We start from the raw sequence: 21,681 nt of genomic DNA, 5'->3' as shown, positions 1-21,681 counted from the left end.
GACGGCCGGCCAAACCCATGCGGTCCGGCCTCTTTCGGTGGACAGGCGGCGGGCGGCGGGGTTTCACACCGAACAGATTTCTTCAGCATTCAGGGGGCGCCAGGCACCCGGCGGCAACTGCGGGTCGAGACAAATATCGCCCATGCGCTCGCGGTGCAGGCGCAGCACCTTGTTGTCGAAGTGGCCGAACATGCGCTTGACCTGGTGATAGCGGCCTTCGTGCAGGGTCAGGCGGGCGCAGCGTGGGCCGATCGGTTCGAGCTGCGCGGGGAGGGTGACCAGGTCTTCGAAGCGGAAGTGGAGGCCGGCGGCGAAGGCATCCACGTAGCGTTGGTCGATGGGCGCCTCGGTTTCCACGTAGTAGACCTTGTCGCGCCGGCTGCCCGGCAGGGTCAGGCGGCGCGACCACTGGCCATCGTTGGTCAGCAGCATCAGGCCGGTGGTGTTGTAGTCGAGACGACCGCCAATGTGCAGGTCGTCGCGCAGGTCTTCCGGGAACAGGTCGAGGACGGTCGGGTGTTGCGGGTCGTGGGTGGCGCTGACGCAGCCCACCGGTTTGTGCAGCATGTAGTAGCGCGCCGGCTTGCCAGCCTGGAGCAGCCGCTCGTCCAGTTCCACCCGGCTGAACACCCGCACCTCGTGGGTGCCGTCGCGCACCACCTGGCCGTCCACGCGCAAGCGTCCACCGGCGATCAGCATCTGCGCGTCGCGGCGGCTGAGTTCGGGCAGGTTGGCGAGGAAGCGGTCCAGGCGCATCAGTCGTCGGCGTCGGGGGGCAGCAGTTGCGCGCAGCGTGGGCAGAGGCAGGCGCGGCGGCGCAGCTCGGCGGGAATCCGCTCCAGCACGGCCGCATCGATCTCCGTGGTGAAGCACCAGCAAGCCTGGGTGGCGCTAGCGGGATAGGCCAGGGTGCAGCGGTTGGATTGCTGGCACAGCGGGCAGCGGCCTGGATCGATTTCGCTGTTCATGGCGCGGTGGATGGCTGGCGGGTGCCCAGGGTGCAGGGCCCGGCGCGCGGATGCAAGCATCGTGCGCCAGGCGGGGCGTTTCAGCGGCGAACGGCGTTGGTGATCCAGGGCTCCAGGCGCTGGCCGAAGCTGAGGTGCAGTTCCAGCGGCGCTAGCCGGTAGTTTTGTTCGTCGACCTTGGCGAATACCGCGTGCCATTGTCGTGGCACGTTGATCGCGGCGAGGTCGGTACGGCTGATGTAGCCGCCGACCAGCGTCCTGCCTCCGTCGACCGCGGACCAGGGACGCACCCGGCCCTTGACGATGGCGTAGCGCTGGCGCTCGGGGTAGCGCTGGCGCAGGGCGGCCAGGTCGAGGCCGGCGTCGACGATGAACAGTCGGCTGGCCTCTCCCTGCTCATGCTTCAGTTGGTGGCGAGCGGCTTCCATCTGGCTGGACAGCATTTCGTCCTTGGGCAGGGCCTTGCTACGGGCGCTGGCCTCGGCCAGGCGCTCCTCGGCCAGGCGTACTTCGCGGCGATAGGCCGGGCCGTCGAGCTCCAGGACCAGCAGCACCTGTTTTTCCTGTTGACGGCGGTAGCGCCGTACGCTCTCTTCGTCGAGCGCGTCCGGGATGCTGAAACCGAGGGCGCGCATCTGCTCGGGCGGCAGCGGGGGTGCGAGGTCATTGGGCGGCTCGCCGTTCGGCGAGCGAAGCTCCAGGCGCAGTTCGACGCCACTGTTCTCTTCGCTCCAGAAGCCGTAGGACCAGTTGCGCTGGAGTTCGCGCTGACTGAGCACCAACTTGCTTTCGGCCTCGCCGGACCGGTTCCAGGCGACGCCACCGAGGGCGGCCAGGTTCGCCGCCAGCAGCAGGAGGCTGCCGGCGATCAGGGCGTTGCGACGGTTGCGATTCATGCGTCAGTCCTCGCGGCGATGCCCAGGGGCGTGCGCAGGCGGCGCAGGACCAGCAGGATCAGCAGGGCGCTGAGGCCGAGCACCAGGAAGAACAGGTACTTCGGCATCGCTTCCCACCACCAGTCGAAGAACTTGGTGTAGAGGAAGATGACGAAGAAGGTGATCCCGGTATTGCTCACGTCCGCCCAGTTGCGTCGCGCGCCGAGCCAGATCACAAGGGCGGCGGCGACGAAGCCGGCGACCTGGTAGAGCCCCTCGATGAGCGCCGACGGTAACGCCAGGTAGCTGCCTGAGCCCCAGTTGGCCAGCACCAGCATCGGCAGGAACAGGCCGAGCAGGGCGAACACCCGGTAGATCACGGCGAAGCCGCTGAAGTTGCGCTGCTCGAAGCACAGCGGCACGGCGAAGATCAGCGCGGCGGCGGGGAAGAAGTTCTCCGGTCGCTCGCCTACGCTCAGCCAGTAGCCGCCGCCCCAGGTGCCGACGCGCGCGGCGATGAAACCCATCACGCAGAGGATCGCCGCCGCCAGCAGCAGGCGGGCGTTGCACAGGTAGGCCAGGAGCAGGGCGTAGAGCGCCCAGGGCACCAGCGCCAGGTCGCTGGGGGTGACGTTGAATATCTGCCCGAGCATGGTCAGGTCGAGGACGAAGCAGGCGAACGCGACCATCGCCGCCAGCTTGCTGAAGTAGCCCGAGGCGTCCTTGGCCTGGACCCAGAGCGTGGCGAAGAACGAGGCGAAGGCGCTGCCGATCAGGATCGCCACCTGGGCGACGGTGGGGAACAGGCCCCAGAAGCGATAGAACAGCAGGAACACGCTGGCGGCGAAGGCCAGGGCGCCGAAGAACGAGGCTACCCGCATGCCCAGCGAAAGTTGCTGGCTGCGCAGGTCGTGGTCGATGTCGAAACGGTCGCGGTAGCTGTCCAGCAGGGCCAGGTGATAGTCGGCGAGTTGCCGGGCCTGGGCCGGTTCGAGGCGGAACGCCTGCTCCTGGTCGAGGCGTTGCAGCTCGCGCTGGAACACCAGGATGTCGTTGGCGCGCTGCTGTGCCTGGGCGCGGTCGATGGGTTGCATGCATGCTCCTTGAGCGGTTCCGGCGGGGCCGGCAGTCCTTGGTCCGCGCACTCTACCGAGAAACGCCGGCTGCGGTCACGTTCTGGAGGCCCGGTGTCGTTGGTCGGATTCAGGGAATTTCCGTTTTTTCCTTCGGTCTCTATTGCAGCCGGGTTGCAACCGCCGCAACCGGCTTCCCGCTCCATCGGGATCTTGTCCAGGCGTGGTTCGGCTGCGTTCTGCGATGAAGGAGAATGCTGATGGTCATGCGATTGTTCGGGCTGCTACTGGCGGCCTTCCTGATGAGCGGTTGCAGCGTTCGGGTGCCGGGCGCCTACGTCGAACTGGATCCGTTCGACGATGGCTACTACGGCTACGATCGCGGCGGCCCGCCCCATTGTCCTCCGGGCCACGCCAAGAAAGGCTGGTGCTGAGCCCACTTCCATTTCCCGAGTCTTCACGTCGTATGCGCGCCTCGCGGCGTCGCCGGTCGTCCGGCCGGTCGGCAGCGGGGCCGCAGGAGGCTGCCATGTGGCGCACATTCCTGAGAGTCCCGCTTCTTCTGCTTCTCGCCAGCCTGGGTGGCTGCGCGGTGTATGACTACGACTACGATGACGGCGATTGGCGCCACTATCGCGGCCAGCCCTACGGCTACGCCTACGAAGTGCCGCGCTATCGCGTGTATGACGATGGCTGGCGCAGCGAACGGCGCTACTACTCGACGCGCTACTACGACCAACGCTACTACCCGGCGCCACGCCGCTACGATGGCCACCGCGACTACCGGCGCGAGCAATATCGCTACCAGCAGCGCTACCACGAATCGCGCCCGGCCCATCGTGGCGAGCGGCATCCGGGCAACTGGCAGCGCGGCGGCCAGCCGCAATGGCGCGGGCATTCTCCGCAACGCTGGCAACAACACGGTCGGCAGGATCGTCCGGGACACCAGGGCCAGCAGGGCGGGACACCTCGCTGGCGCAACTGAGGTGCGCAAGGAAAGGCGGCGCCTGCGGGCGCCGTCGTGCTTTCCAGTCGAAAGTGCGGACCCTCTTGGCGCATTTGCTCGGCACACTCTGCCGATACCGAAACGAGGAGGTTCCCATGAGTCATTTTCTGTCGTTCGCCAAGGGCGCCCTGGCGATGTTCTGGCTCGTCGCGCTGGTCAACCTGGCCTACCCGCTGGGCGAGTTGCATCGACCGATCCTGCTGTTGTCCGGCGTGCTGGTGCTGGTCCATGCCGCCGAGATCCTGCTGCTCAACGGGCGTCTCAAGGCGCGCCCGGCACCTTGGCTGGAGCGCCTCCAGGTGCTGCTGTTCGGCGTCCTGCACCTGCGTAGCCTCGGCTGATTTACCCAGGCTTTACTCTCGCCGCGGGCACCGCCCGCGCGCCGCGCAGTCCGATGTGCAGGTTCCGGAACAGGCAATCCTCCCGCATCCGCAGGAGAGGCCGGAACCGCACAGGAGGCGCCATGCGTCGTTTGCTTTCCCTGCTGATCCTCGTCCTGCCGCTGTCGGCCTGCGTGGTCTACGACCGCAACGACCACCGGCATCGTCCCGACTACCGTTACGAGCGCTATCACGACCGCGACCGTGACAACCGCGGGCGCGACTGGAACCGTTCCTGGCAGGAGCGCCGCGACGACGCTCGCTGGCGCTGATCCTCAGGTGGCGGCGAAGCGCCGGTCCTGTTCCAGCACCCGCTCGACGAACACTGCCGCGGCCGGCGACAGGCTGCGGCCGGCGCGGCTGACCAGACCGTAGGCGGAGCCCTTGGCGCGGGCGGGCTCGGAGCCGGCGGGCCAGGGCAGCAGCGCCAGGCGGCCGGCCTCGACGTCGGCGGCAACCACGTCCCAGGGCGCCAGGCTGATCAGCTCGCTGGAGCCGACCAGGCCCTTGAGCATCAGCACGTCGTCGCACTGTATGCCGAGCGGTTCTTCGCGTTGCAGCAGGCGCGCCAGGTCGCCGCGGACTGCCTCGGGCAGGCGCGGGCCGGCCAGCGGGTAGTCGGCCAGTTGCTCGGCGCTCGGCCTCACCAGACGCAGCAACGGATGGCCGGGGCGGCAGAAGAGTACGCCGGGATACTCGCGTAGCGGGTGGATGCGCAACTGCGGATCGCCTTGCAGCTCGCGGATATCGGCGACGAAGAGTTCGACGGCGTCATCCAGCAGGCGCTGGCGTAGGGTCTGCCAGTCTTCGATGAGCAGTACGACGCGCACGCGTGGGTGGGCGCTGGAGAAACCGGCCAGTGCCTCGGGCAACAGCCGTGCGGCGGGGAAGGGACCGCCGCCCAGGCGTAGCTCGCCGCTGTCGAGATTGGCCAACTGGCTCACCGCGTTGTGCAGTGCGCGATGCCCGGCCAGCAGGCGCCGAGCGTGTTCCAGCACCAGCCGGCCGTGGGCCGTGAGGGCCACGCCGCGGCTGCCGCGCTCCACCAGGGTGCAACCCAACTGTCCCTCCAGCGCCTGGATGCTGCGTGACAGCGCCGGCTGGCTGAGATTCACCGCTTCGGCGGCGCGGGCATAGTGGCCGTGCTCGGCGAGGGCGACGAAGTGGCGGAACTGGCGTAGATCACTCATGCGGACTCCGCATCGAATGTGGACCTGGAATGCATTGGAATTATTGCCGTGCCGCTCGGCATAGTGCCAGCCGAAGCCCACAACAATAAAACGGAGTATCCGATGAGCCGTCTGCTTGCACTCCTGGCGCTCGCCCCGCTGCTCGCCGGCGCCGCCGAAACCACCGCGCCCAAACCGCCCAGTGCCTTCACCGTCGAGGCCCAGCGGCGGGTCGAAGCGGAATTGCCCTTCGCCGACCGCGCCGACTTCGAGCGCGCCGAACGCGGCCTGATCCGGCGCCCGGAGCGGTTACTCATCCGCAACCCCGACGGCAGCGTCGCCTGGCAGCTCGGTGGCTACGACTTCCTCCTCGACGGCAAGCCTCGCGACAGCATCAATCCCAGCCTGCAACGCCAGGCCCTGCTCAATCTCAAGTACGGCTTGTTCGAGGTTGCCGAGGGTATCTACCAGGTGCGCGGCTTCGACCTGGCCAACATCACCTTCATCCGCGGCGACAGCGGCTGGATCGTGGTCGACACCCTGACCACCCCGGCCACCGCCAGGGCGGCCTACGAACTGGTCAGCCGCGAGCTGGGCGAGAGGCCGATCCGTACGGTGATCTACAGCCACGCCCACGCCGATCACTTTGGTGGCGTGCGCGGTCTGGTAGAGCCACAGCAGGTCGCCAGCGGCGCGGTGCAGATCATCGCTCCGGCCGGCTTCATGGAGGCGGCGATCAAGGAGAACGTCCTGGCCGGCAACGCCATGATGCGCCGCGCCACCTACCAGTACGGCACGCAACTGCCCAAGGGGCCGCAGGGGCAGGTCGACATGGCCATCGGCAAGGGATTGGCGCGCGGACCGCTGAGCCTGCTGGCGCCGACCCGCCTGATCGAAGGCGAGGGCGAGGACCTGGTGCTGGATGGCGTGCCGTTCACCTTCCAGAACACGCCGGGTACCGAATCGCCGGCGGAGATGAACATCTGGCTGCCGCGGCAGAAGGCCCTGCTGATGGCCGAAAACGTGGTCGGCACCCTGCACAACCTGTACACCCTGCGCGGCGCCGAGGTACGTGATGCGCTGGGCTGGAGCAAGTACATCAACCAGGCGCTGCATCGTTTCGGCAGGCAGGCCGAGGTGATGTTCGCAGTGCACAACTGGCCGCGCTGGGGCAACGCGGAGATCGTCGAGGTGCTGGAGAAGCAGCGTGACCTGTACGGCTTCCTGCACGACCAGACCCTGCACCTGGCCAACCAGGGTGTGACCATCGGCCAGGTGCACAACCGCCTGCGCCTGCCGCCCAGCCTCGACCAGGAATGGTACGACCGCGGCTACCACGGCTCGGTCAGCCATAACGCACGGGCCGTGCTGAACCGCTACCTGGGCTACTACGACGGCAACCCGGCGAGCCTCGACCCGCTCAGCCCGGAGGACTCGGCGGGCCGCTACGTGAAATACATGGGCGGCGCCGAGCGCCTGCTGGAGCAAGCGCGGGCGTCGTACGCCAGGGGCGAGTACCGCTGGGTGGTCGAGGTGGTCAACAGGCTGGTCTTCGCCGAGCCGGATAACCGGGCCGCGCGCGAGCTGCAGGCCGACGCCCTGGAGCAGCTCGGCTACCAGGCGGAGAACGCCGGCTGGCGCAACAGCTACCTCAGCGCCGCCTACGAACTGCGCCACGGCGTACCGCGCGACCAGCCGACGATGAAGGCCGGCAGCGCCGATGCCCTGGCGGCGATGGACACCGGCCTGCTGTTCGACTATCTCGGCGTGCGCCTGGACGCCGGCGCTGCGGAGGGCAAGGCGCTGAGCATCAACCTGCGCCTGCCGGACATCGGTGAGAACTACCTGCTGGAACTGAAGAACTCGCACCTGAACAACCTGCGCGGCGTGCAGAGCGAGGACGCCGGGCAGACCGTGAGCATCGACCGCGCCGATCTCAACCGGCTGCTGCTCAAAGAGGTATCGGCGGTACGCCTGGTCTTCGAGGGCAAGCTGAAGAGTTCCGGCAATCCGCTGTTGCTGGGGCAACTGTTCGGCATGCTCGGCGACTTCGACTTCTGGTTCGATATCGTCACGCCGGCGGCGAAGTCCGAAGGCTGACGACGAAGGCGCCCGAGAGGGGCGCCTGGTCTTTTCAGTAGGCCACGGTGAAGCGCTGGCGATGATGACGGGGCTGCTCGGCCTCGTCGAGCATGGCTACCGCCAGGTCTTCCAGGGAAATCCGGCTCTCGCCCTTGGCGTCGAACAGAACCTGGTCGCCGCCGAGGCGGAACTTGCCGCTGCGCTGGCCGGGTTCGAGGAGCATCGCCGGGCTGAGGAACACCCAGTCCAGTCGTTGCTCGCCGCGCAGTTGGTCGAGGGCGTCGGCGGCGCCGAGGGCGCCCTGCTTCCACTGCTCGGGGAATTCCGGGCTGTCCACCAGGCGCTGGCCGGGGGCGATCTCCAGGCTCCCGGCGCCGCCAAGAACCAGCAGGCGCGGCACGCCGGAGCGTTTCACGCCGTCGAGAATGGCCTGGCTGCCGGCGGCGTGGCGGGCGCGGAGGTCGGCGCTACCCCAGCCGCCGTTGAAAGCGCTGATGACCACTTCGTGGCCTGCCACGGCGCTGGCCACCTGGGCCGGGTCGCTGACGTCCGCCTGCACTACGCAGAGGCCGTCGCGCGCCGCCAGCTTGCTCGGGTCGCGGACCAGGGCGGTCACCGCGTGGCCGCGTTGCAGGGCTTCGTTGAGGAAATAGTGGCCGACGTGGCCGGTGGCGCCGATCAGGGCGATTTTCATGCTGCACCTTCCGTTCGAGAAATGCCGCAGAGCGGCGTCGATCAGCATCATCCGCCCTGCGCTCGCCGGGATAAACCGCTGCGCGGGGGATGCACTCGTTAGCTCAGCTTAATAATCAGACCTCCTCGCTGTCGCTCATCAGGGTCAGGCTGCGGGCCACGGCGAGGGCGATGAACAGGACCCCGATCACTCCTTCGCTGCCGGCCAGCAGGCGCGCCAGCGGGTTGATCGCCTGGATGTCGCCGTAGCCCACGGTGGTCAGGGTCACCAGGCTGTAGTAGACGAAGGTATCCAGGCCGAGTGCGCCATGGCTGGCGATGAAGCTGGCCGGCTGCATCTGTTCGACCATGTAGTAGGCGAGAGCGAAGGCCAGCGCCATCTGCAGGTAGAGTGCGCAGAGTCCGTAGAGCAGCTCGTGGGTCACCGGGCGCTCCTGGGTGACGCGGCGGAACAGCGCGGCGAACAGGGTCAGGTACAGCAGGATCAGGCTCAGCCCGCGCAGCAGGCCGGGCGGCAGGCTGGAGTAGGGACTGCTGAAGTCCGCAGTGGTGTACAGGGCCAGGCTGAACAGGCCGAAGAAGGCCGTCAGGTAGACCAGCGGACTGCGTCTGCGCAAGGTGTTCATCCCGGCCAGCACCAGCAGCAGGAGGCTGCCGAGCACCCGTGGCTTGGTGCTCGACGGCAGGCCGAGGATCGCCGTGAACAGCACGGTGGAAAAGAACAGCAGGCGGAAACGGTAACGCAGCAGCAGGGCGTTCAAGGCGGGCTCCTCGCATCGTCGAATCGACCAGCCTGGGCGCGGACCCGCCTGCCTGTCTATTGGCCTTGGGTCGGATCGAACAATTTCTGCACCACGGAAAAGTCCCGCTCCGCATAGCCCTGCTTCAGCAGCAGACGGTACAGGCTCAGCGCCAGGCTGCCCATCGGCGTGCTGCTGGCGCTGGCCTGGGCGGCTTCCTGGGCCAGCCCGAGGTCCTTGGCCATCAACTGGGCCATGAAGCCGCCGCTGTAGTCGCGCGACGCCGGAGCGTTCTCCATAACCCCCGGCCAGGGGTTGTAGACTTCCAGCGCCCAGTTGCCACCGGAGCTGCGGCGCATGATCTCGGCCAGCACCTTCGCGTCGAGGCCGTTGGCCACGCCCAGGGCCATGGCTTCTGCGGTACCGATCATCAGCACCGCGAGGAGCTGGTTGTTGCACACCTTGGCCACCTGGCCGGCGCCGTCGGGGCCGGCATGGAAGATGTTGCGACCCATGGCCTCGAACAGCGGCCGGGCCTTCTCCAGGGCTTCGGCGTCGCCGCCGACCATGAAGGTCAGGGTGCCGGCTGCCGCGCCGGCAGTGCCGCCGGACACCGGCGCGTCGAGCATCGCCAGGCCGCGCTCGCGGGCGGCGGCGTGGACCTTGCGCGCCGAGGTCGGGGCGATGGTCGAGCATTCCAGCACCAGGGTGCCGGGGGCGATGTGCGCGAGCAGGCCATCGTCGTCGAGGTACAGGCCTTCGACGTGCTGGCTGGCCGGCAGCATGCTGATGACCACGTCGGCGCCCTGCACCGCGTCGCGGGCGCTGCGGGCGGCGCTGGCGCCGGCGGCGACCAGGCCGTCGACGGCGCTCTGCACCAGGTCGAAGACGTTCAGCAGGTAGCCGGCCTTGAGCAGGTTGGTGGCCATCGGCGCGCCCATGTGGCCGAGGCCGATGAAGGCGATCTGTTTCATGGAGCTCCTCCTGTGGCGGCCGCGAGGCCTCTTGGGGATGCTGTGAAACAGCTTAGACGCTATGGACGTGGCGGGCCCGCGCCTTCCTTCGGCAGAGGGCGGCGCGGCGGATCAGAGCCCCGCCAGCGGATGCTCGCCCTCCCAGGTCGGCTCGAAGTGCGCCTCGATCACCGCCTGCGGGATCGATTCCACCTGCGGCCAATGCCAGTTCGGTGCGTTGTCGCGATCGATCAGCCTTGCGCGTACCCCCTCGGCGAAGTCCGGATGGCGCGTGCAGTTCAGGCTCATGGCGTATTCCAGGCGGAACACCTCGGCCAGCGACAGGTAGCGCGCACGCTCGATCTGCTGCCAGACCAGATGCGCGGTCATCGGGCAGCCCTCGGCCAGGGTCTTCGCGCCACGCGCAAGCAGCGGGTCGGCGTCGTCGCGCAGCGCCACCAGCGCCTGCCAGGCGCTCGCCAGGTCCGGCTGGTCAAGCAGTGCGTCCAGGCGCGGCCGGCGCGGGAGCAACTGGGCCTCCGGCAGTTCGCCGCGGGCCTCGTGTTCGAGGGCGCGAAGCAGGCTGTGAAGTTGCACCTGGGGCGACTCGTTCCAGTTCATCTGCACCAGGCCGGCGAGCAGGGCGTCCTGCTGGTCGTCGAGAAGGAAGCGGTCGGCCAGGTCGAGGTCGAGAGCGTCGCGGGCGTTCATCTGCGCCGCGCTCAGGCCGAGGAACAGGCCGAGCCTGCCGGGCAGGCGGGCGAGGAACCAGCTGGCGCCGACGTCTGGGTACAGGCCGATGCCGATCTCCGGCATCGCTAGGCGGCTGGACGGGGTGACGATGCGAATTCCGGCACCCTGCATCAGCCCCATGCCGCCACCCATCACATAGCCGTGGGCCCAGCAGATGAAGGGTTTCGGGTAGGTATGGATGCGGTAGTCGAGGCGGTATTCATCGGCGAAGAAGCGTCGCGCCAGGGCCGGTACCTCGCCGGGTTGCTCGCGGCAGGCGTCCACTAGCTTGCGCACGTCGCCGCCGGCGCAAAAGGCCTTGGCGCCGTTGCCGCGCAACAGCACGCAGGCGATGCCGGCGTCCTCGGCCCAGGCGTCGAGTTTCGCCGCCAGGGTCTCGATCATCGGCAGGGACAGGGCGTTCAGACTCTTTTCCGCATCCAGGGTGGCAATGCCGATGCGGAAGCCATGCAGGCTCGGGCGTTCTTCGAAAAGCACGTTCATGTCGGGGCTCTCGGCTCGGGCGGGCTGTGGCGCAGCCCGCCGGGTTCGATGGGAAGGCTCAGCAGTTGCGCCACTTGGGATCGCGCTTCTCGAGGAAGGCGTTGACCCCTTCGCGGGTGTCCTGGGCGTCGAACAGATCGACGAAGCGCTCGCGCTCCTCCGGCAACCAGGTGTTCGGCGCGCGTTCGCGGGCACCCTGGATCAGCGGCTTGATGGTGCGGATCGCCACCGGGCTCTGGCGTGCCACCTTGGCCGCCAGCAGCAGGGCGGCGCCGCGCGCCTCGCCGCTGTCCACCACCTGTTCGACCAGGCCGATGCGCAGGGCGGTTTCCGCATCCACCCGCTCGTTGCAGAGGATCATCCGCTTGGCCCAGCCTTCGCCCACCAGCCAGGGCAGCGCCTGGGTCCCGCCGGCGCAGGGCAGCAGGCCCACCGCGGCCTCCGGCAGGGCCATCTGCGCCTGGCGCTCGGCGATGCGGATGTCGCAGGCGAGGGCGCACTCCAGCCCGCCGCCCATGGCGTAGCCGTTGATCGCCGCGATCGACACCCCGCGGAAATTGCGCAGCGCCTCGAAGGCTTCGCCGAAGCGGCGGGCCATCTCGCGAGCGCGGGCCTTGTCGCCGTCGGCGAACATGTTCAGGTCGGCGCCGGCGGAGAAGAACTTCGGCCCCTGGCCGGTCACTACCAGGGCGTAGATATCGTCGTCGCGGTTTAGGTGCTCGATCAGTTGGCGGAGGCCGATCAGCGAGTCGCGGTCCCAGGTGTTGGCCGGCGGGTGGTTGATGGTGATCAGCGCGGTGTGCCCGTGCTTTTCCACGGTGAGCTTGTGGGTCAGGTCGAAGGAGGAAGCCTTGTAGGGTTCGACGGCAGTGTTCATGAAGTCCCTCACTGGATCATGGGCCGGGGCGTCCCGGCACTATCGGATGCGATGGTTCGCGGCGTTCACAGCAGGCGATCGAGCATGCCGCCCTGCTCCAGCAGGCGGCGGGCGACGATCACCCGCATGATTTCGTTGGTGCCTTCGAGGATCTGGTGCACGCGGGTGTCGCGTACCCAGCGCTCCAGCGGATAATCGTTGAGATAGCCGTAGCCGCCGTGCAGTTGCAAGGCCTCGTTGCAGACATCGAAGCAGCGGTCGGTGGCGAAGCGCTTGGCCATTGCGCAGTACAGGGTCGCCTCGGCGTCGCCGCGGTCCAGCCGATGGGCGCCGAGGCGGACCATCTGGCGGCTGGCGGTGAGTTCGGTGAGCATGTCGGCGAGCTTGAACTGCAAGGCCTGGAAGGTCGCCAGCGGCTTGCCGAACTGCTCGCGCTCCTCGACGTAGCGCATCGACTGCTCCAGCGCCGCCTGGGCGGCGCCCAGGGAACAACTGGCGATGTTCAGGCGGCCGCCGTCGAGGCCTTTCATGGCATAGACGAAGCCCTGGCCCTCCGGGCCGATGCGGTTGCCGGCGGGGATGCGCACGCCTTCGAAGGTGATGGTGCGGGTCGGCTGCGCGCGCCAGCCCATCTTGTCCTCGTTGCGGCCGTAGCGGATGCCGGGCGCGTCGGCCGGCACCAGGAAGCAGGAGATGCCCCTGGCGCCGTCCTCGCCGGTGCGCGCCATGACGATCAGCACCTGGGTGCTGCCGGCGCCGGAAATGAAGCACTTGCTGCCGTCCAGCACGTATTCGTCGCCCTCGCGGCGGGCGCGGGTGCGCAGGCGCGCGGCGTCGGAGCCGGCATCGGGCTCGGTCAGGCAATAGGAGGCGAGCGACTCGCCGCCGATCAGGCCGGGCAGCCAGGCCTCCTTCAGCGCCGCGTCGCCGAACGAGGCGAGCATCCAGGCGGCCATGTTGTGGATGCTGATGTAGGCGGTAGTGGCCACGCAGCCGGCGGCCAGTTGCTCGAAGATCAGCGAAGTGGACAGCCGTGACAGGCCCAGGCCGCCGTCTTCCTCGGCGATGTACAGGCCGAGGTAGCCCTGTTCGGCGGCGGCGCGGATGACTTCCTCCGGGAAGTGATGGTCGCGGTCCCAGTCGGCCGCCTTCGGCGCCAGTTCGTGGCGGGCGAAGGCGCGGGCGCTCTCCACCAGCAGGCGTTGTTCTTCGGTGAGGTCGAAATCCATAGGTCCTCGGGTCACTTGAGATGGATGGTCATGTTCGGGCCGGCCGACGATTCGTCGGTCGTCGGTTCATCGTCGAACCAGCGGCTGGTGACGGTCTTGGTCTCGGTATAGAAGCGCACAGCCTGCTTGCCGTAGGCGTGCAGGTCGCCGTAGAAGGAACCCTTCCAGCCGGTGAAGGAGAAGAACGGCAGCGGTACCGGGATCGGTACGTTGATACCCACCTGGCCGACCTGCACCGCGTGCTGGTAGCGCCGAGCGGCGCCGCCGGAGCGGGTGAACAGGCTTGTTCCATTGCCATAGGGGTTGGCGTTGACCAGGGCGATGGCCTCTTCCAGGCTTTCCACCTCCAGGCAGGCCAGCACCGGGCCGAAGATTTCCTCGCGGTACAGGCCCATCTTCGGCGTCACTGCGCGGAACAGGGTGGGACCGAGCCAGTTGCCGTTGGGATAGCCTTCGACCTGGCACTGCGAGCCGTCGAGCAGGCACTCGGCGCCTTCCGCCTTGCCTTCGGCGATCAGGCGCAGCACGCGCTGGCGCGCCTGCGGGCTGATCAGCGGACCATAGGCGGCGTCCGGGTCCTGCCAGTGGCCGGGGCGCAGGGCGGCCATCCGCTCGGCCAGTTCGGGAATCCACTCGCGCGCCGCGCCGACGAACACCGCCGCGCTGATCGCCATGCAGCGCTGGCCGGCGGCGCCGCAACTGGCGCCGACCAGGTTGCCGAGAACCTGGGCCTTGTTCGCGTCGGGGAGGATCACCATGTGGTTCTTCGCCCCGGCGAAGGCCTGCACCCGCTTCAGGTGCGCGGTGCCGGTGCGGTACACGTGCTGGCCGACGGCGACCGAGCCGACGAAGGAAATCGCCCGGATGTCCGGGTGGGTGAGGAGGGCATCGACCTGCTCGCGGCCGCCATGGATCACCTGCAGCACGCCCTTCGGCGCGCCGGCCTCGAGGAACAGCTCGGCGAGGCGATTGGGTGTCAGCGGATCCTGTTCGGAGGGCTTGAGGACGAAGGTGTTGCCGCAGGCGATGGCCAGCGGGAACATCCACAGCGGGATCATCGCCGGGAAATTGAACGGGGTGATCCCGGCGCACACGCCGAGGGGCTGGATCCAACTGGCGGTGTCGATCTCGCGGGCGACGTTTTCCACCGTCTCGCCCATCATCAGGCTGGCCACGTTGGCGGCGTGTTCGACCACCTCGATGCCGCGCCACACGTCGCCCTTGGCATCGGCGAGGTTCTTGCCGGTCTCCCGGGCCAGCAGTTCGCCGAGTTCGTCGTGGTGTTCCTTGAGCAGGTGCTGGTAGCGCAGCATCAACCGCGCTCGCTCGGGAGCCGGGACTTCGCGCCAGGTCTCGAAGGCGCGCTGGGCGCTGGCGATGGCCTGCTCGATCTCGTCGGCGGTGGCCTTCGGCGCCAGCGCGAGGACGTCCTGGGTCGCCGGATCGGTGACTTCGATCAGTTCGCGGGAACGGCTGCCGCGCCATTCGCCGTCGATCAGCTGGGGGATTGCCTTGGCCATCGTCGCCTCCGCTTCCCGGTGGACCGGGATGTTGTTTTGAGTCGTTATAGCCGGCCGCAAGCCGCCTGTGGATTGACGATCTTGCGCAAGGGATGGACGATCTTGGGATTCAGACTGCCGAGTCGCGTCGCCGTGAAGCGTTCCGTACAGACCTCCGCCTGGCCCCTGCCCAACCAGGGGGTGCGTTTCATCACGCCGCCCCGCCTGCGTCGCGCCCTGGCCCGCCATCCGCTCGGCCAGGCCTGCTACCCGCTGGCCCTCGGTTACTACCCGGAGGCGCATGGCCACCACATGCAGCGGCGCGCGCCGGACGACAACCTGTTGATCTACTGCCGGGCCGGACGCGGCTGGCTGGAGTGTGCCGGCGAGCGCGTCGAGGTCGGCGGCGGCGACCTGCTGGTCCTGCCCAAGGGCCGGGAACATGCCTACGGCGCCGACTCGCAGCGGCCCTGGAGCATCTACTGGGTACATTTCGAAGGCGGACTGGCGGAGGATTTCCTGCGTCCGCTGGGCAGCGCCCCGCGCCTGCGCCTGGGCATGCAGCCGCGCCTGCTGGCGGAGTTCGATGCGCTGCTGGCGCTGCGTCGCCAGGGCCTCAGCCTGCCGCACTTCATCCATGCCGCGCACCTGTTGCAGGGCCTGCTCACCTCGCTGGCGGTGCGTCCGGCGCGGGCCAGCCTGAAATCCGGACGGGTGCTGGACATCGACGCGGTGCAGGCGCTGATGCGCGCGCACCTGCACGACAGCCTCAACCTCGACGAGCTGGCGGCGCAGTTCAAGCTGTCGCGCTTCCATTTCGCCAAGACCTATCGCGCCCTGACCGGCCAGGCGCCGATCCAGGATTTCATCCAGATGAAGATGGCCCATGCCTGCCGCCTGCTCGACGAGGGCGCGCTGGAGGTGCGGCAGATCGCCGAGCAGCTCGGCTACGCCGATCCCTATTACTTCTCGCGGCTGTTCCGCAAGGTGGTGGGCATGGCGCCCAGTCACTACCGGGCGCTGCACCAGGGCTAGTGCTCCGGGCATAATGCTGCATCCTGCCCGTGGGCCGAGACCGACAAGGATCGTCGATGCGCAAACCCCTATCGCTCTACCACCCCTGGCTCTACTGGCTGCGGGTCTGGCAACGACGTCTCTGGCGGCACTGCCGCTGGCGTCTTGGCGGCCGTCGCTACGTGCGGTTGCCATCGGTCGACGAGCGCCTGCCGTACCGCTACATCAAGCACACCTCGAAGTTGATCCGCCGCCTCGGCGACAGCGACCTCGCCCTGCAACGCAACAAGGTGGTCAACCTGCGCCTGGCGGTGGACTGCATGAACGGCGTGAGCATCGGCCCCGGCGAGTACTTCTCGTTCTGCCGGCTGGTCGGTCGGCCCAGCGCCCGGCGTGGCTTCGTCGAAGGTATGGAGTTGTCCTTCGGCGAGGCGCGCAGCGGAATCGGCGGCGGCATCTGCCAACTGAGCAACCTGATCCACTGGATGGCCCTGCATTCCCCGCTGCGCGTGGTGGAGCGGGCCAACCACAGCTTCGACCCGTTTCCCGACGAGGGACGGATCCTGCCGTTCGGCTCGGGCGCGGCGATCTTCTACAACTTCATCGACCTGGTGCTGCACAATCCGACGGCGGATACCTTCCAGCTGCGCTTCCATATCGCCGCCCACCAACTGGAAGGCGAACTGCTGTGCAGCGCGCCGCGCCCTGTGCGCTACCACGTCTATGAGAGGGCCCAGCGCTTTGTCCGCGACGGCGATGCGGTGCTGAGGCTCAACGAGATCTGGCGCGACATCCGGGAAAAGGGCCAGGCCGGCACCCTGCTGGCCAGCGAGTGCCTGTACCGCAACCGGGTGCGCGTGAAGTATCCGGTGGAAGAGGCCCGCCTGTCCCGAGATTGACAAGCGCGGCGGGCTTTTCTACGGTTCCGCGGCCACAGGCTGTCGGCGACCTTCTGAAAAAGGCCGGACGACTTTTTCAGTACCGAGACAGGGGGTTCCATGACCGATAACGACGACCGCATCAAGCTCGAGGCGAGTTGGAAGGAAGCGCTGCGCAAGGAATTCGACAAGCCCTACATGAAGCAACTGGGCGAGTTCCTGCGCCAGGAGAAGGCCGCCGGCAAGGTGATCTTTCCGCCCGGGCCATTGATCTTCAACGCGCTGAACACCACGCCGCTGGAGAACGTCAAGGTGGTGATCATCGGCCAGGATCCCTACCACGGACCAGGCCAGGCCCACGGCCTGTGCTTCTCGGTGCAGCCCGGCGTGCCGACGCCGCCGTCCTTGCAGAACATCTACAAGGAACTCAACCGCGACCTGAACATCCCGATTCCCAACAACGGCTACCTGCAGCGCTGGGCGGAGCAGGGCGTGCTGTTGCTCAATACCTCCCTGACCGTCGAGCAGGCCAAGGCCGGCTCCCACGCCAATGCCGGCTGGCAGCCGTTCACCGACCGCGTCATCGAGGTGGTCAACGAGCGTTGCGAGCGCCTGGTGTTCCTGCTCTGGGGCAGCCACGCGCAGAGCAAGCAGAAGCTGATCGACCCGCAGCGCCACCTGATTCTCAAGTCGGCGCACCCGTCGCCGTTGTCGGCCTACCGCGGTTTCCTCGGCAACGGCCACTTCAGCCGCACCAACAAGTTCCTCGAGCAGAACGGCAAGACGCCTATCGACTGGTCGCTGCCGGACCTCTGAAGGCCGCTGTCGCCCAGCTCTTCACATGGTGGGCGCCGCTGTGTGCCTCTGACCGCGCCCGGAAAAAAAAGCCCGCACGAGGCGGGCTGGAAAACGCCACACATCCAGTGTGGCGGCGTGGCTCGATCAGCCGGCGCGCTTCCTCCAGTAGCGGAAGCACGGCTCGGCGAGGAACAGCACCAGCAATAGCCTCAGTACCTGCAAGGCGGTGACCAGCGGCACCGAGAGCTGCAAGGCTTCGGCGGTCAGGCTCAGCTCGGCGATGCCGCCGGGCATCATGCCGAGCATCAGCGACTGGTGGTCGAGGGTGGTCAGCCAGCCGAGCAACTCGGCGGCGAGCGCCGCGGCGAACATCATCCACAGCGTGCAGACCAGGGTACGACTGACGAAGGCTGGAGCGCTGCGGAAGAAACTGCGGTTGAAATGGCAACCCAGGGCGCTGCCGATCAGCCATTGGCCGACGCCGCTGGAACCGGCCGGCAGGCCGATATGCAGGTCGAAGCCGAGGCTGACGCCGGCCGCCAGCAACAGCGGGCCGAGCAGCCAGGGATTGGGTTGGCGCAACTTCTGCCAGCCCAGCGCGACCAGCGCCCCGGCCGGGAACAGCAGGGCCAGCCAGTGCCAGTCCACCGGCGCGGCCTGGTGCGGGCCTGGCTGGCCGCCGCCGAGCAGGTACTGGAACGCCGCCGGCACCAGCAGCACTACCAGCAACAGGCGCAGGCTCTGCGCTGCGGCGACGCGGCTGAGCACCGCGCCGTGGCGCTGCCCGAGGTTGACCATCTCGCTGGCACCACCGGGCATGCTGGCGAAGAACGCGGTGGCGCGGTCCTCGCCGCTGCGGCGCATGAAGGCGATCGCCAGCACGCTGGAAAGCGTGGTGGCCACGGCGCCGAAGACGATGATCACGCTATGCGCCAGCACTTGCTCGATCACTGCCGGGGTGAAGTGCAGGCCGATGCCGATGCCGACGATCCATTGCCCGCACTTGCGTGCCCCCGGCACTTCGGCCAGCGGCAGGTCGGCCAGGCAACGCACCAGCATCACCGCAAGCAGCGAGCCGATCATCCACGGCAGCGGCCAGCCGACCAGGCTTGCCAGCCAGCCGCCAAGGGCGCCCACCAGCGGCGTCGCCCAGTACAGCCTCCAGGTGACGCGCTCAGGCATCGGCCAGCCCTGTCGCGCGACGGGCCGCGCGGCGGCGCCAGGCGCGGACCAGCGGCAACAGCAGCATTACCACCACCAGCGCCCAGGTTACCAGGCTGATCGGGCTCGACCAGAGGATGCCCAGTTCACCGTTGGAGATCGACAGCGCGCGGCGCAGGTTCTGCTCCATCAGTCCACCGAGGATGAAGCCCAGCAGCAGCGGCGAGAGCGGGAAGTCGAGCTTGCGCAGGATATAGCCGATCACGCCGATGCCGACCATCAGGAACAGGTCGAAAGTGGTCGCATGCACGCCGTACACGCCGATCCCGGTGATGATCGCGATGGCCGGCACCAGGGCCCAGTTCGGCACCGCGAGGATGCGGGTGAATACGCGGACCATCGGCACGTTGAGGATGATCAGCATGACGTTGGCGATGAACAGCGAGGCGATCAGGCCCCAGACGATGTCCGGTTGCTGCTGGAACAGCAGCGGGCCGGGAGTGATGTTGTACAGGGTCAGGGCGCCGATCATCACCGCAGTGGTACCCGAGCCGGGCACGCCGAGGGTCAGCATCGGCACCATGGCGCCGCAGGCGGAGGCGCCGATGGCGGTCTCGGGAGCGGCCAGGCCGCGCATGTCGCCCTTGCCGAACTCGCCCTTGGCACCGGCCAGCTTCTTCTCGGTCATATAGGCCACCGCGCTTGCCAGGGTCGCGCCGGCGCCGGGCAGTACGCCCATGACGAAACCGAGCAGACCGCAGCGCAGGTTGACCAGGAATACGCTGGCGGCCTCCTTGAAGTTGAACAGCATGCGTCCGGTGGCTTTCACCGCCTCCTGGCCGTGGTGGGTCTTCTCCAGCAGCAGGAGGATCTCGCTGACCGAGAACAGGCCCAGCACCAGGACCACGAACTGGATGCCGTCGGCGAGGTGGATGCTGTCCCCGGTGAAGCGGTACACGCCGCTGTTGGCGTCGATCCCGACGCTCGACAGGAACAGCCCGAGCAGCGCCGCCAGCAGGGTCTTCAGCGGGCGGTCGCCGGCCATCCCGCCGAGGCAGACGATGGCGAACACCATCAGCACGAAATATTCCGCCGGACCGAAGGCGATCGCCCACTTGGCCAGCAGCGGGGCGAACAGGACCATCCCGCAGGTGGCGATGAAAGCGCCAATGAACGAACTCCAGGCCGACAGCGACAGGGCCACGCCGGCCAGGCCCTTGCGTGCCATCGGGTAGCCGTCGAGGGTGGTCATCACGGTCGAGGCTTCGCCGGGGATGTTGAGCAGGATCGAGCTGATCCGCCCGCCGTATTCGCAGCCCAGGTATACGGCGGCGAGCAGGATCAGCGCGGTTTCCGGCGGCAGGCCGAGGGCGAAGGCCACCGGGATCAGCAGTGCCACGCCGTTGATCGGACCGAGGCCTGGCAGCAGGCCTACGATGGTGCCGATCAGGGTGCCGATCAGCGCGGTGATCAGGTTGGTCGGCGTCATCGCGACGCCGAAGCCCTGGCCGAGGTAGTTCAAGGTTTCCATCACGAAGTCCTCACAGCGGCAGGAAGTCGAGAACGCCCAGCGGCAGCGGGACGTCCAGGGCGCGGTCGAACAGCCAGTAGAGGCCGATCCCGAGCAGGCTCGCGGTGACCACCGCAGGGATTGGCCGGGCGCCGTAGAGAATGGCCATGCAGGAGCCGACCAGGGCGGCGCTGAGGATGAAGCCGAGCGTTTCGAACAGGCCGGCGAACACCAGCAGCAGGGCGATGCAGGCGAGCACCTTGAGCAGCACGGCGCCGCCCAGCGGTTGTTCGTCCTCGGCGTGGCGGATCGGCGTCGGCCGCGCGATCAGCCACGCCAGGCCGGCGCCCATCAGCGCCAGGCAGAGCAGCGGGTAGGCGCGCGGGCCGACCGGTTCGTAGGAAAACGGCGCCTGGTAACGCCAGCCGGCGACCGCCAGGCCGACGCAGGCGAGCAGCCAGAGCCCGGCGAACAGGCGCTGGTACAGGTTGGAACGGGTCATGGGACGATCCTCGTGGCGCGGCCGGGGTCCGGCCGCGCGCGGGCTGGCTTACTGGATCAGGCCGAAGTCCTTGGCCAGTTGCTTGTACTGCTGGACCTGCTGCTTCACGTAGCCGTCGAGTTCCTCGCCGGTCATGGCGAAGGGGAACAGCTCGCGCTGGTCGCGCAGCTTGGCGAAGTCCTCGGAGGCCAGCAGTTGGTCGAAGGCGTTCTTCCACCAGGCGTAGTCTTCGTCGCTGACCTTCGGCCCGAGGTAGAACCCGCGAACCACCGGCCAGACGATGTCGTAGCCCTGTTCCTTGGCGGTGGGGATGTTGGCCATCGCCGCCTCTGGCAGGCGTTCTTCGGAGAACACCGCGAGCAGGCGCATGTCGCCGCTGAGGATGTGCGGCATGGAGTCGGAAATGTCGGTGCTGCCGACCTGGATGTGCCCGCCGAGCAGCGCGGTGGCGATCTCGCCGCCGCCTTCCAGGGCCACGTAGCGCAGGTCGCGCGGATTGATCCCGGCGGCCTTGGCGATCAGCGCGGTCTGCATCCAGTCCTGGCTGCCGACGGTGCCGCCGGAGCCGATCACCACCTTGCTCGGGTCGGCCTTGAGCGCCTTCACCAGGTCGTCGAGGTTCTTGTAGGGCGAGTCGGTGCGCACTGCGATGGCGCCGTAGCTGGTGCCGATGGCGGCCAGCCATTTCACCGCGTTCTCGTCGAAGCGGCCGAACTTGCCCTGGGCCAGGTTCAGCAGCGAGCCGCTGGAGAAGGCGGTGATGGTGCCGGCGTCGCCCGGGCGTTGGGCGACCACCGCGTTATAGGCGACCGCGCCGACGCCGCCGGGCATGTAGGTGACGCGCATCGGCTTGCTCAGCAGCTTGGCCTCGACCAGGGCGCTCTGGGCCAGCTTGCAGGTGAGGTCGAAACCGCCGCCGGGGGACGCCGGGGCGATGCATTCGGGACGCTTGGGTTCGGCCACGGCGGCGCCGGCCAGCAGCAGGCCGGCGGCAACCAAGGCGAGGGGACGAAAAGACAGTTTCATCATCATCGGTGC

General features: G+C 68.0%; 24 protein-coding genes. 8 read left to right on the top strand and 16 right to left on the bottom strand.

Annotated elements, in window-relative coordinates:
* Positions 1-63: 63 nt before the first annotated feature.
* The 4 genes from LE197_RS19845 to LE197_RS19830 form a co-directional block, all read right to left on the bottom strand.
* Positions 64-756 carry a pseudouridine synthase gene (locus LE197_RS19845; protein ID WP_023109149.1) on the bottom strand — a complete coding sequence of 231 codons (693 nt, stop codon included), beginning with the start codon at positions 754-756 and terminating at the stop codon, positions 64-66.
* Entirely contained in the window at positions 756-968 is a 213-nt protein-coding gene (locus tag LE197_RS19840; RefSeq protein ID WP_003098360.1) for a cysteine-rich CWC family protein, read from the bottom strand. The genes LE197_RS19845 and LE197_RS19840 overlap by 1 nt, the downstream gene beginning before the upstream one ends.
* 80 nt (positions 969-1,048) lie before the next feature.
* Positions 1,049-1,864 (bottom strand): DUF4824 family protein, encoded by an 816-nt coding sequence (locus LE197_RS19835; protein WP_023109148.1) that lies wholly within the window; start codon positions 1,862-1,864, stop codon positions 1,049-1,051.
* A complete protein-coding gene (locus tag LE197_RS19830) occupies positions 1,861-2,937 on the bottom strand; it encodes a DUF2157 domain-containing protein (RefSeq protein ID WP_023109147.1) in 1,077 nt (358 codons plus the stop codon). Before LE197_RS19830 ends, LE197_RS19835 begins: the two co-directional genes overlap by 4 nt.
* Before the next feature lie 233 nt (positions 2,938-3,170).
* On the opposite strand from LE197_RS19830, the gene LE197_RS19825 reads away from it, so the two are divergent.
* The 4 genes from LE197_RS19825 (at position 3,171) to LE197_RS19810 (ending at position 4,574) form a co-directional block, all read left to right on the top strand.
* Complete coding sequence (locus LE197_RS19825) at positions 3,171-3,350, top strand: hypothetical protein (RefSeq protein WP_003098355.1); 180 nt, start codon at positions 3,171-3,173, stop codon at positions 3,348-3,350.
* 95 nt (positions 3,351-3,445) lie between these two features.
* Entirely contained in the window at positions 3,446-3,901 is a 456-nt protein-coding gene (locus tag LE197_RS19820) for a hypothetical protein (RefSeq protein WP_003114164.1), read from the top strand.
* A 116-nt stretch (positions 3,902-4,017) separates the two neighbouring features.
* Positions 4,018-4,263: a DUF1145 domain-containing protein gene (locus LE197_RS19815; RefSeq protein ID WP_003085479.1), complete on the top strand. Its 246-nt coding sequence runs from the start codon at positions 4,018-4,020 to the stop codon at positions 4,261-4,263.
* A gap of 122 nt (positions 4,264-4,385) precedes the next feature.
* A complete protein-coding gene (locus LE197_RS19810) occupies positions 4,386-4,574 on the top strand; it encodes a hypothetical protein (RefSeq protein ID WP_003098351.1) in 189 nt (62 codons plus the stop codon).
* 3 nt (positions 4,575-4,577) lie between these two features.
* Here LE197_RS19810 and LE197_RS19805 read toward each other — a convergent pair whose 3' ends face one another.
* The gene (locus LE197_RS19805; protein WP_003098349.1) at positions 4,578-5,492 is read right to left on the bottom strand and encodes a LysR family transcriptional regulator; all 915 of its coding nucleotides are present in this window, start codon (positions 5,490-5,492) and stop codon (positions 4,578-4,580) included.
* Between the two features lie 102 nt (positions 5,493-5,594).
* On the opposite strand from LE197_RS19805, the gene LE197_RS19800 reads away from it, so the two are divergent.
* A complete protein-coding gene (locus LE197_RS19800) occupies positions 5,595-7,571 on the top strand; it encodes an alkyl/aryl-sulfatase (protein ID WP_003123039.1) in 1,977 nt (658 codons plus the stop codon).
* A 34-nt stretch (positions 7,572-7,605) separates the two neighbouring features.
* On the opposite strand, the gene LE197_RS19795 is transcribed toward LE197_RS19800, so the two are convergent.
* From LE197_RS19795 to LE197_RS19765, 7 genes are all read right to left on the bottom strand, one after another.
* Positions 7,606-8,247 carry an NAD(P)-dependent oxidoreductase gene (locus LE197_RS19795; protein ID WP_003110820.1) on the bottom strand — a complete coding sequence of 214 codons (642 nt, stop codon included), beginning with the start codon at positions 8,245-8,247 and terminating at the stop codon, positions 7,606-7,608.
* Positions 8,248-8,362: 115 nt separating this feature from the next.
* Positions 8,363-9,007, bottom strand: coding sequence for a potassium channel family protein (locus tag LE197_RS19790; RefSeq protein WP_003085490.1), 645 nt, complete (start codon positions 9,005-9,007; stop codon positions 8,363-8,365).
* Positions 9,008-9,063: 56 nt separating this feature from the next.
* Positions 9,064-9,960, bottom strand: coding sequence for a 3-hydroxyisobutyrate dehydrogenase (gene mmsB, locus LE197_RS19785; protein ID WP_003454697.1), 897 nt, complete (start codon positions 9,958-9,960; stop codon positions 9,064-9,066).
* A gap of 111 nt (positions 9,961-10,071) precedes the next feature.
* On the bottom strand, positions 10,072-11,175 hold the full coding sequence (locus LE197_RS19780) for an enoyl-CoA hydratase/isomerase family protein (RefSeq protein WP_003120788.1): 1,104 nt from the start codon (positions 11,173-11,175) through the stop codon (positions 10,072-10,074).
* A 58-nt stretch (positions 11,176-11,233) separates the two neighbouring features.
* Positions 11,234-12,052: an enoyl-CoA hydratase gene (locus tag LE197_RS19775; protein WP_023109146.1), complete on the bottom strand. Its 819-nt coding sequence runs from the start codon at positions 12,050-12,052 to the stop codon at positions 11,234-11,236.
* A 65-nt stretch (positions 12,053-12,117) separates the two neighbouring features.
* The gene (locus LE197_RS19770) at positions 12,118-13,281 is read right to left on the bottom strand and encodes an isobutyryl-CoA dehydrogenase (protein ID WP_003116511.1); all 1,164 of its coding nucleotides are present in this window, start codon (positions 13,279-13,281) and stop codon (positions 12,118-12,120) included.
* Positions 13,282-13,292: 11 nt separating this feature from the next.
* Complete coding sequence (locus LE197_RS19765) at positions 13,293-14,801, bottom strand: CoA-acylating methylmalonate-semialdehyde dehydrogenase (protein WP_021264279.1); 1,509 nt, start codon at positions 14,799-14,801, stop codon at positions 13,293-13,295.
* Between the two features lie 132 nt (positions 14,802-14,933).
* Here LE197_RS19765 and LE197_RS19760 point away from each other — a divergent pair, with 132 nt between their 5' ends.
* The 3 genes from LE197_RS19760 (at position 14,934) to ung (ending at position 17,488) form a co-directional block, all read left to right on the top strand.
* Positions 14,934-15,815, top strand: coding sequence for an AraC family transcriptional regulator (locus LE197_RS19760; protein WP_003106441.1), 882 nt, complete (start codon positions 14,934-14,936; stop codon positions 15,813-15,815).
* 56 nt (positions 15,816-15,871) lie between these two features.
* On the top strand, positions 15,872-16,693 hold the full coding sequence (locus tag LE197_RS19755) for a VanW family protein (protein WP_003114171.1): 822 nt from the start codon (positions 15,872-15,874) through the stop codon (positions 16,691-16,693).
* 99 nt (positions 16,694-16,792) lie between these two features.
* The gene (gene ung / locus LE197_RS19750; RefSeq protein ID WP_126605036.1) at positions 16,793-17,488 is read left to right on the top strand and encodes a uracil-DNA glycosylase; all 696 of its coding nucleotides are present in this window, start codon (positions 16,793-16,795) and stop codon (positions 17,486-17,488) included.
* Positions 17,489-17,614: 126 nt separating this feature from the next.
* Here ung and LE197_RS19745 read toward each other — a convergent pair whose 3' ends face one another.
* Genes LE197_RS19745 through LE197_RS19730 form a run of 4 tightly spaced genes read right to left on the bottom strand, consistent with a single transcriptional unit; the run spans position 17,615 to position 21,675 of the window.
* Positions 17,615-18,652: an AbrB family transcriptional regulator gene (locus tag LE197_RS19745; RefSeq protein ID WP_003114172.1), complete on the bottom strand. Its 1,038-nt coding sequence runs from the start codon at positions 18,650-18,652 to the stop codon at positions 17,615-17,617.
* The gene (locus LE197_RS19740) at positions 18,645-20,162 is read right to left on the bottom strand and encodes a tripartite tricarboxylate transporter permease (RefSeq protein WP_003120784.1); all 1,518 of its coding nucleotides are present in this window, start codon (positions 20,160-20,162) and stop codon (positions 18,645-18,647) included. Before LE197_RS19740 ends, LE197_RS19745 begins: the two co-directional genes overlap by 8 nt.
* A 10-nt stretch (positions 20,163-20,172) precedes the next feature.
* Positions 20,173-20,643: a tripartite tricarboxylate transporter TctB family protein gene (locus LE197_RS19735; RefSeq protein WP_003101933.1), complete on the bottom strand. Its 471-nt coding sequence runs from the start codon at positions 20,641-20,643 to the stop codon at positions 20,173-20,175.
* Between the two features lie 48 nt (positions 20,644-20,691).
* Entirely contained in the window at positions 20,692-21,675 is a 984-nt protein-coding gene (locus tag LE197_RS19730) for a tripartite tricarboxylate transporter substrate binding protein (RefSeq protein ID WP_003085519.1), read from the bottom strand.
* Positions 21,676-21,681 lie beyond the last annotated feature (6 nt).

It is taken from the genome of Pseudomonas sp. PS1(2021), assembly GCF_020405165.1.
GTDB lineage: Bacteria > Pseudomonadota > Gammaproteobacteria > Pseudomonadales > Pseudomonadaceae > Pseudomonas > Pseudomonas aeruginosa.
The sequence above is the reverse complement of the archived record's forward strand: the minus strand, read 5'-3'. Positions and strand labels throughout refer to the sequence as shown.

Coding starts and splice junctions, on each gene's coding strand:
- LE197_RS19765 (WP_021264279.1), bottom strand. CDS start 14,801: ATGGCCAAGGCAATCCCCCAGCTGATCGACGGCGAATGGCGCGGCAGC.
- LE197_RS19835 (WP_023109148.1), bottom strand. CDS start 1,864: ATGAATCGCAACCGTCGCAACGCCCTGATCGCCGGCAGCCTCCTGCTG.
- LE197_RS19820 (WP_003114164.1), top strand. CDS start 3,446: ATGTGGCGCACATTCCTGAGAGTCCCGCTTCTTCTGCTTCTCGCCAGC.
- LE197_RS19740 (WP_003120784.1), bottom strand. CDS start 20,162: ATGGAAACCTTGAACTACCTCGGCCAGGGCTTCGGCGTCGCGATGACG.
- LE197_RS19745 (WP_003114172.1), bottom strand. CDS start 18,652: ATGCCTGAGCGCGTCACCTGGAGGCTGTACTGGGCGACGCCGCTGGTG.
- LE197_RS19795 (WP_003110820.1), bottom strand. CDS start 8,247: ATGAAAATCGCCCTGATCGGCGCCACCGGCCACGTCGGCCACTATTTC.
- LE197_RS19730 (WP_003085519.1), bottom strand. CDS start 21,675: ATGATGATGAAACTGTCTTTTCGTCCCCTCGCCTTGGTTGCCGCCGGC.
- LE197_RS19755 (WP_003114171.1), top strand. CDS start 15,872: ATGCGCAAACCCCTATCGCTCTACCACCCCTGGCTCTACTGGCTGCGG.
- LE197_RS19735 (WP_003101933.1), bottom strand. CDS start 20,643: ATGACCCGTTCCAACCTGTACCAGCGCCTGTTCGCCGGGCTCTGGCTG.
- LE197_RS19840 (WP_003098360.1), bottom strand. CDS start 968: ATGAACAGCGAAATCGATCCAGGCCGCTGCCCGCTGTGCCAGCAATCC.
- LE197_RS19805 (WP_003098349.1), bottom strand. CDS start 5,492: ATGAGTGATCTACGCCAGTTCCGCCACTTCGTCGCCCTCGCCGAGCAC.
- LE197_RS19830 (WP_023109147.1), bottom strand. CDS start 2,937: ATGCAACCCATCGACCGCGCCCAGGCACAGCAGCGCGCCAACGACATC.
- LE197_RS19800 (WP_003123039.1), top strand. CDS start 5,595: ATGAGCCGTCTGCTTGCACTCCTGGCGCTCGCCCCGCTGCTCGCCGGC.
- mmsB (WP_003454697.1), bottom strand. CDS start 9,960: ATGAAACAGATCGCCTTCATCGGCCTCGGCCACATGGGCGCGCCGATG.
- LE197_RS19810 (WP_003098351.1), top strand. CDS start 4,386: ATGCGTCGTTTGCTTTCCCTGCTGATCCTCGTCCTGCCGCTGTCGGCC.
- ung (WP_126605036.1), top strand. CDS start 16,793: ATGACCGATAACGACGACCGCATCAAGCTCGAGGCGAGTTGGAAGGAA.
- LE197_RS19780 (WP_003120788.1), bottom strand. CDS start 11,175: ATGAACGTGCTTTTCGAAGAACGCCCGAGCCTGCATGGCTTCCGCATC.
- LE197_RS19775 (WP_023109146.1), bottom strand. CDS start 12,052: ATGAACACTGCCGTCGAACCCTACAAGGCTTCCTCCTTCGACCTGACC.
- LE197_RS19770 (WP_003116511.1), bottom strand. CDS start 13,281: ATGGATTTCGACCTCACCGAAGAACAACGCCTGCTGGTGGAGAGCGCC.
- LE197_RS19815 (WP_003085479.1), top strand. CDS start 4,018: ATGAGTCATTTTCTGTCGTTCGCCAAGGGCGCCCTGGCGATGTTCTGG.
- LE197_RS19845 (WP_023109149.1), bottom strand. CDS start 756: ATGCGCCTGGACCGCTTCCTCGCCAACCTGCCCGAACTCAGCCGCCGC.
- LE197_RS19825 (WP_003098355.1), top strand. CDS start 3,171: ATGCTGATGGTCATGCGATTGTTCGGGCTGCTACTGGCGGCCTTCCTG.